Source organism: Paenibacillus sp. Marseille-P2973, from assembly GCF_018101095.1.
In the GTDB taxonomy this organism is placed as follows: Bacteria; Bacillota; Bacilli; order Paenibacillales; family Paenibacillaceae; genus Fontibacillus; species Fontibacillus vini.
In genome coordinates this window covers 59,515-73,316 of sequence record NZ_JAGQEH010000002.1, presented here as the reverse complement: position 1 = coordinate 73,316, position 13,802 = coordinate 59,515, and the positions used below count along the sequence as shown (strand labels likewise).

The 13,802-nt window shown below is 46.4% G+C and carries 13 protein-coding genes and 1 other annotated feature; of the genes, 4 read left to right on the top strand and 9 right to left on the bottom strand.

Annotated features, from left to right (window positions below; all coding sequences use genetic code 11):
- Positions 1-95: 95 nt before the first annotated feature.
- Positions 96-1,574 (bottom strand): Lsa family ABC-F type ribosomal protection protein, encoded by a 1,479-nt coding sequence (locus KB559_RS03770; protein WP_211020391.1) that lies wholly within the window; start codon positions 1,572-1,574, stop codon positions 96-98.
- A 359-nt stretch (positions 1,575-1,933) separates the two neighbouring features.
- On the opposite strand from KB559_RS03770, the gene KB559_RS03765 reads away from it, so the two are divergent.
- Genes KB559_RS03765 through KB559_RS03750 form a run of 4 tightly spaced genes read left to right on the top strand, consistent with a single transcriptional unit; the run spans position 1,934 to position 5,907 of the window.
- The gene (locus KB559_RS03765) at positions 1,934-3,385 is read left to right on the top strand and encodes a spore germination protein (protein ID WP_211020390.1); all 1,452 of its coding nucleotides are present in this window, start codon (positions 1,934-1,936) and stop codon (positions 3,383-3,385) included.
- Positions 3,382-4,530 carry a Ger(x)C family spore germination protein gene (locus KB559_RS03760; protein WP_211020388.1) on the top strand — a complete coding sequence of 383 codons (1,149 nt, stop codon included), beginning with the start codon at positions 3,382-3,384 and terminating at the stop codon, positions 4,528-4,530. Before KB559_RS03765 ends, KB559_RS03760 begins: the two co-directional genes overlap by 4 nt.
- A 43-nt stretch (positions 4,531-4,573) precedes the next feature.
- Positions 4,574-4,762, top strand: a complete 189-nt coding sequence (locus tag KB559_RS03755; RefSeq protein ID WP_211020386.1) for a hypothetical protein — start codon at positions 4,574-4,576, stop codon at positions 4,760-4,762.
- A 44-nt stretch (positions 4,763-4,806) separates the two neighbouring features.
- On the top strand, positions 4,807-5,907 hold the full coding sequence (locus KB559_RS03750; RefSeq protein ID WP_211020385.1) for a GerAB/ArcD/ProY family transporter: 1,101 nt from the start codon (positions 4,807-4,809) through the stop codon (positions 5,905-5,907).
- Here the strand turns inward: KB559_RS03750 and KB559_RS03745 are convergent.
- The 8 genes from KB559_RS03745 to KB559_RS03710 form a co-directional block, all read right to left on the bottom strand.
- Entirely contained in the window at positions 5,899-6,435 is a 537-nt protein-coding gene (locus KB559_RS03745) for a CueP family metal-binding protein (protein WP_211020384.1), read from the bottom strand. The genes KB559_RS03750 and KB559_RS03745 overlap by 9 nt on opposite strands.
- 115 nt (positions 6,436-6,550) lie before the next feature.
- Complete coding sequence (locus KB559_RS03740; protein WP_211020383.1) at positions 6,551-8,935, bottom strand: polyprenyl synthetase family protein; 2,385 nt, start codon at positions 8,933-8,935, stop codon at positions 6,551-6,553.
- Positions 8,936-9,165: 230 nt separating this feature from the next.
- On the bottom strand, positions 9,166-10,254 hold the full coding sequence (gene asd, locus KB559_RS03735; RefSeq protein ID WP_211020381.1) for an aspartate-semialdehyde dehydrogenase: 1,089 nt from the start codon (positions 10,252-10,254) through the stop codon (positions 9,166-9,168).
- A 111-nt stretch (positions 10,255-10,365) separates the two neighbouring features.
- Positions 10,366-10,633: a binding site (T-box leader), on the bottom strand.
- An 84-nt stretch (positions 10,634-10,717) separates the two neighbouring features.
- Positions 10,718-11,185, bottom strand: a complete 468-nt coding sequence (locus KB559_RS03730; RefSeq protein WP_247681566.1) for a heme-degrading domain-containing protein — start codon at positions 11,183-11,185, stop codon at positions 10,718-10,720.
- Positions 11,186-11,232: 47 nt separating this feature from the next.
- A complete protein-coding gene (locus KB559_RS03725) occupies positions 11,233-11,736 on the bottom strand; it encodes a DinB family protein (protein ID WP_211020377.1) in 504 nt (167 codons plus the stop codon).
- Between the two features lie 70 nt (positions 11,737-11,806).
- The gene (locus KB559_RS03720; RefSeq protein ID WP_211020375.1) at positions 11,807-12,427 is read right to left on the bottom strand and encodes a class I SAM-dependent methyltransferase; all 621 of its coding nucleotides are present in this window, start codon (positions 12,425-12,427) and stop codon (positions 11,807-11,809) included.
- 120 nt (positions 12,428-12,547) lie between these two features.
- Complete coding sequence (locus KB559_RS03715; RefSeq protein WP_211020373.1) at positions 12,548-13,327, bottom strand: TetR/AcrR family transcriptional regulator; 780 nt, start codon at positions 13,325-13,327, stop codon at positions 12,548-12,550.
- Between the two features lie 180 nt (positions 13,328-13,507).
- Positions 13,508-13,690 (bottom strand): transcriptional regulator, encoded by a 183-nt coding sequence (locus KB559_RS03710; RefSeq protein ID WP_211020371.1) that lies wholly within the window; start codon positions 13,688-13,690, stop codon positions 13,508-13,510.
- Positions 13,691-13,802 lie beyond the last annotated feature (112 nt).

Genomic DNA, 13,802 nt, shown 5'->3' with positions numbered 1-13,802 from the left:
TCAAATTCTCTCCAATAAAGAAAGTCCCCTTCATCCACGACAGGACAATAATAATTGTCTTGTTAAAGGGATGAAAGGGATTCATTTTGTATCAATTAAAGCTTTACGACCTTCGTTGCCACATTGTTGCAGAATTCAAGATCATGCTCCACAAACAGCAGTGTCGGTGAATATTCAAGCAGCAATTCTTCAATTTGCATGCGTGAAAAAATGTCGATAAAGTTAAGCGGCTCATCCCAAATATGCAAATGGGCTTTCTCGCAGAGACTTTTCGCGATTAAAACCTTCTTCTTCTGGCCGCCGCTAAATGCGGACATGTCCTTTTCAAATTGAATTCTGGAGAAATCAAGCTTTCTTAGAATCGCTTTGAACAAGCTCTCATCAATATCTTGATCTCTGGCGAAGTCCGTTAGATTGCCTTGTAAATGAGAGGTATCCTGCGACACATAGGAAATCTTAAGCTGGCTTCCCTTTCTGAACGTGCCCGAATATGGGATGTCCTCACCGCAGATCAGTTTGATGATGCTGGATTTACCGGAGCCGTTTTTCCCTTCCAGCGCGATTCGCTCCCCCTGCTCAATCGTAAAGCTTATATCTTCGCAAACGGTCTTATCTCCGTAAGAAATCGAAATATGTTCAAGCTCGGCAAGCTGGTTCTTATGATAAACAAGCTGCGAAATCTTCAGGTTATCGGAGCTCTCCACGTTTTTAAGAAGCTTTGACTTTTCCTCAATCGCGGAATGCTGTCGCTGCTCCATCGATTTCGAGCGCTTCATCATTTTGGCCGCTTTATGGCCTACGTACCCTTTATCCAGTTTGGAACCGGAGTTTCTCGTCCCGTTTTTACTTTTCTCCACTTCATCAGACCAGTCGCTCGTTCGCTTTGCCGCTTTCGACAAACGTTTGATATCTTTTTTAAGCTTATCGTTCTCGGCTAACTCATATTGATCTTGTCTCTGTTTATTTTCCCACCAATCGGAAAAGTTCCCTTTTTGGATCTCGATGTTTGTCTTGTTGATGGACAAAATGTGATCTACGCAGTGATCGAGAAACGCTCTGTCATGAGACACCAGAATAAAGCCGTTCTTGCTGTTGAGATATTCGCTGACAAGCTTTCTTGCGTTCATGTCCAGATGGTTGGTAGGTTCATCAATTAACAAGAACCGATTCTCTTTCAGAAACAGGGTGGCCAACAACACTTTTGTCTGTTCTCCATTGGATAAGGAATCGAATGGCCGGTACAGTACATCCTCGGACACCTGCAAGAAGGATAATTCTCGCATGAGTTCCCAGTGTACATAGTCCGGGTAAATCTCGTCGATAACGTCAATCGTATTATTCTCCTTATTCTTTACAGGGTAAGGAAAATATTCGAACTGAACATCGGCCGAAATCGTTCCGCTGTACTCATACTTTCCAAGCAATAAGTTCATAAATGTAGTTTTACCCCGTCCGTTTCTTCCCGTAAACCCTAGTTTCCAGTCGGTATCGATTTGAAAGCTAACCTTCTCAAAAATATTGTCATAACTGCCCTCATAGGCAAACGTCAGTTTCGAAACATTTATTAATGACATGAAATATAACCTCCTGTACAAAAAAATAAGAGCTACAAGAAAGTTACTTTCTTGTAGCTCAAAAATATACAGCAAATCCGCCCCCAGTACCGGAGTCAGATCAGGATATACCGTTGAGTTAAAAAGGTAAAGTAACTTTCTTGCATAACAAAATAAAACTTGCGAAAAAGATCGCTTTTTTGTTTTATTTCTTAGCAAGAAATCTACATTATCCTCTTCAACTCCAGTCATTAAAGTAGTTGTATCATAACATGAACCCATTTGTAATTTCAACGTCTCGGAACCTGAATAACTTCTAATATTTCCCGGCACCCTATAAAGAACAGAATCCCGATTTGTGTCAGGAGCAATGAAACATCATGAATAATCAAAATTCAATTCTCGAACAAATCAAGGAGCAGTTGTCGGCAAATGAGGATGTCGTGTATCAGCATTTTCTGATCCATGGCCACTCTTGCGCCCTGATTTATATCGAGTCCATCATAAATATACCTATATTACAAGACCAAGTCTCCAAGGTTTTTATCGAACAAGCCGGAAAGGCGGATAATTGGGAATCACTGGCCGCCCGGCTCGATCAGGGCACCTTATTTCCTCTTCCCTATGTTCCCGCGGCCACCCTAGAGGAAGCGATCGATCAATTGGTCCAGGGCAAAGCGCTTTTTTGTTTCAACGATGCCCGAAAAATCTATCTGTTCGACCTGGCTAAGTATGAAAAACGTGCGGTTTCGGAATCCAAAAACGAATTGGTGGTCATTGGCCCGCAAGAGGCATTTATCGAGGATATAGCCACAAATCTCTCTTTGCTAAGACATAAAATCAAGCATCCGGATCTTAAAACGATCCGATACGAAGCCGGGAAATATTCGAAAACGATAATCTATATCGTGTATATCGAAGGGTTGTGCGACCCCAACATTGTAGAGGAGCTCGATAAGGAAATCCAGGCCATATCCATCGACGGTGTTTTGGGCATCAGTTACACGGCTGAGCAAATGAAAAAAGGCAATCACACGCCGTTTCCCCAGTTCCAGTATACGGAGCGTCCTGACTCCGTTGCTGCTTCCCTGCTGGAGGGAAGGGTCGGCATTTTGCAGGATGGAACGCCTTCCGCACTCCTCGTACCGGTTACGCTATTTTCGCTGATGCAATCCTCGGAAGATTATTACCAAAGCTATATGGCCGCAAGCTGGGTACGTATGGTCCGAATGTTCTTCGGCGTTCTTTCCATGCTGCTTCCTTCACTCTATGTCGCGATCACCACGTTCCAGCCTGAAATGATCCCTACCGATCTTCTTCTGACCATCGCCGCGGCGCGGGAGAACATTCCCTTCTCCGCTTTGACGGAAGCCTTTATTATGGAGCTGACCTTTGAAGGCCTGCGAGAGGCGGGGACCCGGATTCCCAAACCGGTGGGCCAAACCATTTCCATCATTGGGGCAATCGTTATCGGACAAGCGGCCGTACAAGCCGGGATCGTATCTTCGCCAATGGTCATTGTCGTATCTATAACCGGTATTGCCTCCTATATCATTCCCCACTTCGAAATGGGATTGGCGCTTCGATTGCTCAGATTTCCGCTTCTGATCATCGGGGGAACGACGGGTCTCTTTGGTGTGTTTATCCTGACCTTCATTGTTTTCGGGCATCTCGTGAATCTGAATTCGTTCGGTACGCCATACATGCAACCTCTTGCCCCGCTAGTTCTTAGCGACTGGAAGGATGTTTTTGTCCGCGTTCCTTCCCCTGAAATGAAGTCCAGACCGACCTCGTATGCGAACCGGAACTTAAGGAGACAAAAATCGAAATGACACGCTTAAAGTGGCCGTTGATTCTTCTCCCCCTCTTCTTGCTCTCGGGATGCTGGTCCAAACTGGAAGTCGATGAACAAGTCTTTGTATTTGCCCTATATATCGATAAAGGAGATCAACCCGGAACGGTAGAGGTGACGATCAGCAGTCCATTGCCCAACCGGATGATGTCCGGTCAGCAAGCCGGGAGCGGATCTTCAAACGGGAGATTTTATGCCATGATTTCCAAAACCGGAGAATCGGTGCCGGACACGATACGACTAATCCAGAAGGATCTTAGCCGCCAAATCAATTTCGGACATACCAGTGTTGTGGTAATCGGCCGGGAGTATGCCGAGGCCGGCATCGGGGATTTACTCGATTGGGCAGACCGGGAGCCCACTTTCCATATCAGCTCTTTTCTGATCACGGCACCTGGCAAAGCCAGAAAGATTGCCGAACTGGTACCCCTGTATGAACAAATGCCTTCAGAAGTTTTAAGGAGAATGAGTTTGCAGCGCACCTTGTATACAACCACAGTGAAAGAGTCTCTGATTGCGCATTATTCGAAGGTCGGCTTTGCCACGAACTATATGTCGATCCAAGCCAAAGCGTTGCCCAACGAAAATGAAGCGAAAGAAAATTGGGCGGGAATTCAGGGAACAGCTCTATACCAGGATGATAAAATGACGGGAACCCTGCCTACAAATGAAGCAAGGACAATAGCATGGGCAGCGGATCGATTAAGAAAACAGGCCTACACCGTCGAATGGGACGGGGGCAGCAGCCGGGCCAGCGTCCTGTTCTATAATTTGAAAGCCGAGAGAAAAGTAAGGATGACCCGGGAAGGCCCGGTATTCACGATCCATCTAAAAGGTGTAGGTAGTTTAGTTTACAAGAAAGATGCGAAGCAGCGCAGCGACACCGAACTATCACGAATTGTTACCGAACTGCTGAATGTCAAAGTTGATAAAGAACTGAATTCCGCGCTTTATAAGTCCAAAATACTAGGCACCGATGTGCTGAGGCTTGGTTTGCTTCTCGAATGGAACTACCCCGATTATTGGAGGAAGGTCCGGGAGAATTGGCCGGAATATTATAAGGACCGTGAGCACATTCAAACGGAAAGCAAAGTCGAAATATCCGTGATTACGAACAAGCCATAACTTTTCGGAAAAGAGTTTATCGCTCAAGAAAGCGAGGTGTCCGATGCTGGCAATCTGCTTTGCGGCTATCGCCCTGTTCGAATGGAAACAGCTTCATAATAAGCCTGCTCAAGGAAAGAAAGCCTTCTGGTGGCTCTTCTCTCTTACGCTCGTCTGGAACATCGGGGCTAATTTCATTTCCTGGTGGCCGAATCCGAATCGCTTTATCTTGTACTTGTTAGGATGGATTTAACTCCGCCGTGCTAGTCAACGACAATAAATAAGGATGGTGCATAAATGCGAACGACATCATTTCAAACATTCCGGTTTTCCAGCATTTATATGCTCACCATCCCGCTCGCTTTTATGATTCCGCCGTTAATCAGTACATCCGGCTATCAGGGATGGATTGCCATGCTCATTGGAGGGGCCGTCAATGTCGTGCTTATTTCCTGCACCTACTTCGTAGGCAAATTAGCTTCAAATTCGGGGCAAAGCTGGGTCGTTTACGGGGAACAAATCGCAGGTAAGTGGGGACATAGGGCAGTTTTGCTCCTGCTCTCATTTTGGAGCATCTATTATGTATCCTTGGATATGGAACAGTTCACCTTGTTTTACGGTTCCATCTATATGAAAGATACGCCCCCATGGTTCATTCTGCTGTTGGTCGGCTTGGTGATTATGATTACGGCCCGGTGGGGGTTCTCAACCCTTATCTATATTGCGGATGGTACCTTTATCCTCATCCTCATAGGGGTTCTCTTCTTGCTGTTGCTATTCATCGGCGATGCGGACTATCAGATGCTGCCTGCCTTGCTGAACCACCGTAATTTTACCAACTTGTTTACGGATGTGCTTAGTGTCATTTCCTGGATCGGAGAATGGTTTATATTCCTTTTTCTCCTTCCCCACCTTAATTTTGACAAAAAGACGCTTCGGAACCTTTTGCTGGCCAATACGATGGTCACGGTTGCCGTACTATTGACCTGGCTGCTCGTCCTGCTCAACTTTGGTGTTCATTACGGGAGTCAGGTCAAATACCCGATATTGCAATTAATCCGAGGAACTTCCTTTACCGGGCTGCTAGGCAATGCCGACCCCCTATTTATCGGGATTTGGGCTATATCCATGATCATTCACGATGCGTTCCTCGTTTATGTCGGGGTTTCTTGCCTCGGTCATCTTTTCAAGTTAAAGGAGACCCGGCCGCTAATATCCATACTAACCGGGACCGCGACCGTTGCCGCTTTTCAATATTCCCAAAATACGACGCAATATCAAAAGGATCTTTCCGAGCTCGGCTTTATCTCATTTTGGGTAATCATCAACAGTATCCCCTTATATTACTTGCTACTGGCGCTGGTACGAGGGAAATTCCGAAGAAAAAAATCAACTTAATTGCATGGTCGTAATGCAAGTGTTATCGTCTTTAAACGTGGAGACCTCGGACTTCGCCGTCTTCCCGTCATATTCGATCGTTACTTGATAGGTTTGATCCCGAGGAAGCCAAAGGTCTACAAAACCGTTGGACTGAGACTTCATCTTTTGATTCAGAACGGTCTTTCCTTTCTCATCGACAACGTTGATATCAAACTCTTGCTCAACCATTTCGCCTTGGCATCCCGTCAAACTGTGAATTTCACAAGGATGGGTATTTTCGACGAACGGAGCTATCGATACAAAAAACTCATCCTCAGGCAGTTCATACGTAGTTTTGGCTGAATTCTCGTCGGTCACGATCAGTTGCTGCGAAGTGATGGAAGCCGATTGAGCGGTGATTTTGCGCAGACTGTAATCCTGGACCATTTGCTTGATGTCTTTCGCAGTTTCATTCTTCACTGTTTTTTCGTTACCCCCGGTAAATAAGAAGACTCCTAGGGCTACGGCTACCAGTCCAATGCCTATAATTATTGGTTTTCGCTGCATATTAAAACACCCTTTCTATAAAAATGTTGTTCATAGAGTAAATTATTCCCAATGATCATACCATAATATAACGAACTGGAAGATGACAAAATCGTGAAAGAGATTTCCGGCTGTCTCAACTGTTCCGACTTACGATATAAGTCAATAAATGCCTTAGGAAAACGGGGCTACGGGGCATCTTTTGTAACGATTCCATCGCTAGGCAGTAATGTTCCCACATTTCTTGCTTGGCTCCTTCCACGCCAAGGATGCTCACAAATGTCGAATTATTGTTTTGGGCATCCTTGCCGACAGGCTTGCCGAGCAAATTCGTATCTCCTTCAAAATCAAGCAAATCATCTCTGATCTGAAAGGCAATGCCTGCATGGTAAGCATACTTTTTCAGAATCTCAATTTCCGTCTCTTTCACCTGAGCAAGAATAGCCGGCATAACGAGAGAAGCCTCAAAAGCAATTCCTGTTTTGTAAAAACACATCCTATTCAATTGCTCCAGCGTCAAAGCCTTTCCTCTTGAATGCAAATCCATCTCCTGCCCCATGCACATCTCCCCTGCTTTTTGAGAAGAGTATCGGATCAACTCCAGTACGGTTTCGGGATCGAACTTCTGCAGCGACGCTTGTTCCTGGATCGCTTTCTGGATCAGAAACAGCCCTGTTAGTTCAGCCGTAGCGCTATTATGCACCTGATGCAGTGTTGGACGTCCTCTGCGTGAGGAGGCATTGTCCTGGGTAGGCAGATCATCAAAAATCAGAGACGCGGTATGCATATATTCCAAGGATCTCAACAGCGGCTCAATTGCCGATGCAGAGAGTCCATATTCGTTTACACCCATGACCCAAGCCAATATCGGCCTTAATCGCTTACCGTCCCCTTCGAGACTATAATTTGCTGCATCGATTAGAGACTCTTGAATCGGGGCCATCCCGCTGGTCTTTGTAATCCGCATCAGATTGTTGATTTGCTCGCGGACATTGTTGACCGTCTCTGCAAAGTATTCTTTTTCCTTCCGGTCGTTGATTAGAACATTAACCATCTGGTCCCGAAGCAGTTTGTCTAAGAAGTCAACATCCTCCGCTTTTGTAACCATTTGCTCCACTAGACGATAGAATGCCGGGTTTCCGGAAGCGAATATACCCATAATTTCAGTATATTTTGCCAACCCGAGACGAGCCTTGCAGCGTTTTAATCCGTTAATGGCCCGATCCAATATCACTTCTCTCGTCTTGGCGTCATTATGATAGACATTATGAATCAAATTAGAGATGACCGCCCAGTATAATTCAAACGGATTAATCAGATCAGGACGGCTATCACGGTACTTTAAATAATAGGTATAAGGGGTAACCGCACCCTCTCTCATATCTTCAAACATATCCGCAAAATCATCCGCCAGCTGATTATAGATCCCGTAATAGAACGAACGTTGATCAAACCCTTCGTCTTCGGGCGCGCTTATGACCGAGCGGACGATCAGGCGGGAAGCAGCAGATTTCAAAATGACGGGGATGTACAGCTCTTCATTGGTATAATCCGCATGGGAAAGCTCCTTATCTCGGTCCAGTTCCTGGGAATGAAAAAACATGTACGACAGCTCGAAAAATGTCTGCTGCATTTCCGGCTCCTGATAAGCCTTAATACACTCAAAAGCTTCACTAAGCTCCGAGTGGATATACTGCATCGTCTCCGAATTACTTCCGGACCATTCGCCAGGCTCGGGTACAGTCCCGGTAAGCAGCGCGCGGCGGATCAGTGAAGTATATTGCTTTTTCTCCTCGGCATCCAAGGCTCCGGAATCCAATAGATCGTCTATGAAAGGATACGTCAGGCCGTAGGAATAACCAAGCCGGATCGCGGCATCTAGTCTTCGTGCACGTTCGATAGCAGTAGTGTCCTCATCCATCTCTTCGATCGCGTGCATAATGACCCCGATCATGATTTTGATTAATTTGCGCTGGGCATGCTCTGCGTTCATTTCCTTCGGAATATGTATGGCCACTTGGTTCAGTTTATGGATCACCCAGATCGCCGCGCTCTCTACACCTTCCTTTTGAGCCCATCGGTACATCCCGGATAAACTTATAAAATCCGGTTGAAATCCGCGGCTTGCATCATTGGAACGGAGCAATAACTTCTTAACGTCGTCAATTACACGTTGAATCCGGGTCTGCGTATGCGCGGAATCCAGGGCTTTACCCAGATCCCTCATATAAATATAGGAAACGCTCCGCTCTAAGTAATCGTCCAGCTTCCCTGTATAATTCAACCAACTGATATATCTGTGGTAATCTTTAGAATCCGGCTTGTTGTTCTTCCGCGAGAAAAGAGACAGCCAGGCAGGACGGTGGATATGGTTTCGTTTCCATAAGTGAAAATCTTCCGTCAGGGCGGATACGTATGTTTTCTCCGTTACTTGCTTGTAGAGCGATGTAAAATATTCTTCAGCTTTCCGCTTAGCACGCTGGTATCCCGCATCGGCACGCTCTGTATATAACTCATTCATTCGATGAATTACCTCAACTTCTCTTTAGGATTTATTCGGCGATTTAAATTCATGTCTTATCTTATTACGCAGTTAAATCCGTTGGGTTTCTATGAGCGGGAACAACGATACTAAAAGAGCTTTCTCCGGCACCTGGATGTCCTGGAGAAAGCCCCTTTTACATATTCTGTTGGATGAATTAGCAAACGATAGCTATTTCGCTAAATATTCCTTGTTCGGCATTTCAAGTTTTAAGCTTTGGGTTGGATGTATCCTTCCGCTTTAAGCAACTCGGCGATCAATACGGCACCACCGGCAGCTCCGCGCAAAGTATTGTGGGACAAACCGACAAATTTATAATCGTAAAGAGAGTCCTCACGCAATCTTCCCACAGAGACACCCATGCCGCGCTCAATGTCACGGTCCAGTTTCGTTTGCGGTCTGTTCTCTTCTTCGAAGTAGGTGATGAACTGCTTTGGCGCGCTAGGCAGTTCAAGCTCTTGCGGACGTCCTTTGAATTGCTGCCACAGCTGAAGAATTTCTTCTTTCGAAGGCTTCTTCTCAAAAGATACAAATACTGTAGCCAAATGTCCGTCCGTTACAGGAACACGGATACACTGAGTTGTAATTAAAGGCGAGCTTGCTTTAACAATCTCTCCGTTTGCAACACTTCCCCAGATACGAAGCGGTTCCTGTTCGCTCTTCTCTTCCTCTCCGCCGATATAGGGAATCACGTTATCCAGCATATCCGGCCAGTCGGTGAAGTTCTTGCCGGCGCCGGAGATCGCCTGATACGTGGAGGCAACCACAGTAGTCGGCTTGTAAGCGAGCAGCGCGTTCAACGCCGGTACGTAGCTCTGGATGGAGCAATTCGGCTTGACGGCGATAAATCCGGTCGAAGTATTCAGTCGTTTCCGTTGTGCAGCGATGACTTCAATATGGCCTGGATTCACCTCGGGAATAACCATTGGGACATCAGGTGTCCAGCGGTGTGCCGAGTTATTGGAGATAACCGGTGTACCTGTTTTGGCATAAGCCTCTTCAAGGGCCTGAATTTCATTTTTCTTCATATCAACGGCGCAGAAAATAAAATCGACCTCTCCGGCAACTTTATCTACTTGAGCAGCATCTTGGACTACGATATTCTTCACTTCTTCAGGAATCGGCCCGGCCAGCTTCCATCTGCCTTGCACGGCTTCCTCGTAAGTTTTGCCCGCAGAATTGGCGCTCGCGGCGATCGACGTTACTTGAAACCAAGGGTGCTGATCCAGAAGCTGCATAAACCGCTGGCCCACCATACCCGTTCCGCCCACAATTCCGACTTTCAGCTTTTGCGACATAACCTATTCAAATCCCTTCAAGTAAGATTTAGTGTACTATATGATGCACGCTTGCTAAGTTTCCTTATCTTTACAGTAATAAAAAAAACCCACCCCCAAGACCTTATTAGTCTTAGGGACGAGATATTGTATACCCGTGGTACCACCCTAGATTCGCCAATATGTCGCCATATTGACCTCTTCAAGTACGGCATTGAATCTCAATGCTTATACTCTAGCTCTGTAACAGGAGCTCCTGGCACAGCATCCCCGATCTATTCGGTTCCGGTGTGCTGCTCTGAGTCTTTTTTCGATAAACCATTCTTTACTCCCTTTCAGCACAGCAGGAGCTCTCTGAGAAAGAATTCGATTTATTTACTTCTCTCTTCATCGCATTTGATATTGCGATAATATTATCAAATTATCGGTCAGAGGTAAACCTAATTTTTGAATCTTTTAGAGGTTGTTCAAAAAGTCGTCCCGGTTAAGTTGCAGAAACCCTAATTCTTCTTAACGCCGCCACAAGCAGATCATGGTCCTCTTGGTCGGATAAACCCGATACCGTGATGGTACCAGCCAGTCCTTCCCCTTCAATGATAAGCGGAAACCCGCCGCCGGCGCCCACATAATCCTCAATCGGCAAGCCGTAATCCTGATCCAAGGACTTCCCTTCTTCCCGCAACCGCAGCGTGACGTGCCAGGAGCTCTCTCCGAAACGGTTTACCACATTGTTCTTCCGCCGAATCCAATCCTCATTGTCCTTCGACGTGCCTTCCATGGCATGAGCGAATAAACGCTGGCCCGAGCGGTATATTTCCGTCGTAATGCTCTTCCCCCGGCTCTTGGCCTCCTCAATGATTGCCAGTCCGACTTCAAGCGCCGTCTCATTCGTAAATTGACGAAATTGAAGCTCCTGCTCCTCCAGCTCCATTTCTTGAATCCGCTCTCTCATCCTTATCAACCTCTCCAATGGCCTGAATTCATTGCATTAGTCTATGATTAGCCTTTAGCAGCCCGTACCGCCGCACTCTCTTCTTCATTAGGGCCGTAAACGCCAGGGGGTACCACGCCGGCTTGACGCATAAGAATCGTCATTTGCCCCCGGTGATGTATTTGATGACGTACCACGGTTTTCAGTACACCGCCGTAGGTCGTATCAATAAAACCGAATAACAGAATCCCCTGTGACAGCTTCTCGTCATTCCATTGCTGTTTTAGCGCATTAGTAACAGCATCGCTCATTTGGCGATAACCTTGAACGATGTCCGAAGCACGTTCAGGAGTAGGCAGCTTATATTCCGGACCGGCGATGACCAGCCCTGCAGCACCAAGCATGATATCCAGACTGCCAACCAGGTGCCATCCCAAATCTCCAAGCGATCTTGGCTGTGCGGCCGAGACGGATTGTTTCAGGGAATCATCTGTAAGCGCCTCAAGCACCTTGAGCGTGAGAGCCTCCTCTTGACTCCAGTCTTCCAAAAAGTCGTTGATCGATCTATACATTTGGGTTATCGCTCCTTTATCTTTATGTATTCGTCTTGACAGCAAAAGTATATCACTTCAGGAAACGGCTTCACAACAAAACGGCTGATCCCGGTTTGCACCAGACTAAATGAAGCATCCCGGACATGTAATGCTCCGCTTTAATCACATCGAGCGGTGACTCCGCAATTAACTTCATAATATCGCGGTTATAATGGCAGCCGGCGATCCGATAAGCTAAAGGATCGGTAACCTTAAGGGCAGCAGCAAGGAATTTGTTCGAGCTAATGCCATGCTCCAGTAATAGTACTTGCCCTTCCGGCTTGCACCACCGGCTTATATGAGTCAGCACTTTACCGGGATCGCTGTAAGCACACAAAGAGAGTGTGGATACGACAGTATCGAACCCGTCTTCCTCAAGGCTTATCGCGTCGATATCTCCTTGAATATATTCCGCTTCCAGCCCGTATTGCGCTTCATTTGCCAATTTAGCTTTTTCAAGCATGGCCGGGCTGAAATCCACCGCCGTCAGCTTCACGTCTGAACGGTAAAAAGGCAAATTGCTTCCCGCCCCGATACCCAGCTCCAATACGTGACCTCTGGCAAAACCCAGCAAGCTTTTGCGGTAACTTGCGAGCTCGAGCTTCTCTCTTTTTTTATCATACATGTTGGCTTGCTTATCGAATTTCTTAATACGCCGTTCTACCTTCATCTTATCACTCCCTTGTTTACTATGTACTTCAAATATAATATTCGCATACTGCATGGTATGTTGTATCCAAAAATTAACCCGCAAATATGTCGAGGCTGCCGACTTTACGGGATGATTTCTCTATTTGCCGGGTGCTAGCCCCCGCCATAATACTTTCGCTGCAGTCTGCAATAATGGCTCCAGCTGACAGCTCACCGGATCGATTAACCATTCGATGACAATGCCCTTCATCAACGCATCCACCATAATGCCGAGAGATTGAGGGTCCAATCCTTGTGCGATATAGCCCTTCTGCTGCATTTGTGCCAGAAAGCCGCCTAAAGCTTCTAGACTTTGGCCGAACATCGCTTGCAGTTTGTGGCGTACTTCCGGTTCCCTGCTCGATGTGATGAATTCAAGAAATAGCTGCGGACCGCCGTCTCCGGCTTCCAGGCAATCAAACTGTGATTTGAGCCAAGCGTACAAAGCCGATTCGGGATCATCCGCTTCCAGAAGATCTTCGATCTGCAATGGCAATTGCCGGTTTTGCTGAATTAAATTCCGTTCCATAATCGCAAGGAACAAATCCTGTTTGCTTGAAAAATGCCAATAGACGGCTCCCTTGGTCATTCCAGCCTCGGCCGCAGCTTTCTCCAAAGAAGCGGTGGCATATCCCTGCTCCGCAAACACTTTGGCAGCGGCTTCTAAAATTCGGGTTCGGGTATCTGCGAGCGGTCCGTTATTGTCACTCTGTCTCTCCGCCAGCCAGCTTCGCAGGCCCTGCTTATCTCCAAAATGTCTGCGCACGGCAGTCCAATGTACTCCCGCCATTTTAGCGATTTCCGCAAACGTAATCTGATCGAACGGTTTGCTTTTCACCAATTCCTCCGCCGATTTCAATACTTGAGTTCGAACGCTCAATAGCTCACCCCTGGATCTTATGAAAAATAGATAGTTGTGTTATATAGATACCGAATGGTATGTAGATATAATATTATATTGAAACATCCAGGTCAATATTACAATGAACGGCAAAAAGACCCGGACCCGATACAAACGGTCCAAGGTCTCCAGATATTATTATGTAGGTCAGGATAGCACTTACTTAACAGACGGCTCCCATTTGCAACGAATCGGGGAAGTAATCGCTTCTTCCTTCTTCAGTTCTTTAAAGGCCTTGTCGACCTCCTTGCGGTCCAAGCCGGACAGCTGCTCCACTTCGCCTGCACTAACCGGCTTACCTGCCGCCTTCATCGCTTCAAGCACTTGCTCTTTTACACTCATTGCGTACACCTCCACTCCTACAAATTACCATAACATTAACAAACATTCGTTCCTATGCCTAGGCTGTTCGAAGAATGTTCATGATTAGGAGGTCATCGCGTTAATTTTGTTA

Excerpts from the sequence above, each read along its gene's own strand:
- KB559_RS03750 (WP_211020385.1), top strand. The coding sequence starts at position 4,807 with ATGCGAACGACATCATTTCAAACATTCCGGTTTTCCAGCATTTATATG.
- KB559_RS03740 (WP_211020383.1), bottom strand. The coding sequence starts at position 8,935 with ATGAATGAGTTATATACAGAGCGTGCCGATGCGGGATACCAGCGTGCT.
- KB559_RS03755 (WP_211020386.1), top strand. The coding sequence starts at position 4,574 with ATGCTGGCAATCTGCTTTGCGGCTATCGCCCTGTTCGAATGGAAACAG.
- KB559_RS03765 (WP_211020390.1), top strand. The coding sequence starts at position 1,934 with ATGAATAATCAAAATTCAATTCTCGAACAAATCAAGGAGCAGTTGTCG.
- KB559_RS03710 (WP_211020371.1), bottom strand. The coding sequence starts at position 13,690 with ATGAGTGTAAAAGAGCAAGTGCTTGAAGCGATGAAGGCGGCAGGTAAG.
- KB559_RS03725 (WP_211020377.1), bottom strand. The coding sequence starts at position 11,736 with ATGTATAGATCGATCAACGACTTTTTGGAAGACTGGAGTCAAGAGGAG.
- asd (WP_211020381.1), bottom strand. The coding sequence starts at position 10,254 with ATGTCGCAAAAGCTGAAAGTCGGAATTGTGGGCGGAACGGGTATGGTG.
- KB559_RS03770 (WP_211020391.1), bottom strand. The coding sequence starts at position 1,574 with ATGTCATTAATAAATGTTTCGAAACTGACGTTTGCCTATGAGGGCAGT.
- KB559_RS03745 (WP_211020384.1), bottom strand. The coding sequence starts at position 6,435 with ATGCAGCGAAAACCAATAATTATAGGCATTGGACTGGTAGCCGTAGCC.
- KB559_RS03720 (WP_211020375.1), bottom strand. The coding sequence starts at position 12,427 with ATGAAGGTAGAACGGCGTATTAAGAAATTCGATAAGCAAGCCAACATG.
- KB559_RS03760 (WP_211020388.1), top strand. The coding sequence starts at position 3,382 with ATGACACGCTTAAAGTGGCCGTTGATTCTTCTCCCCCTCTTCTTGCTC.
- KB559_RS03730 (WP_247681566.1), bottom strand. The coding sequence starts at position 11,185 with ATGAGAGAGCGGATTCAAGAAATGGAGCTGGAGGAGCAGGAGCTTCAA.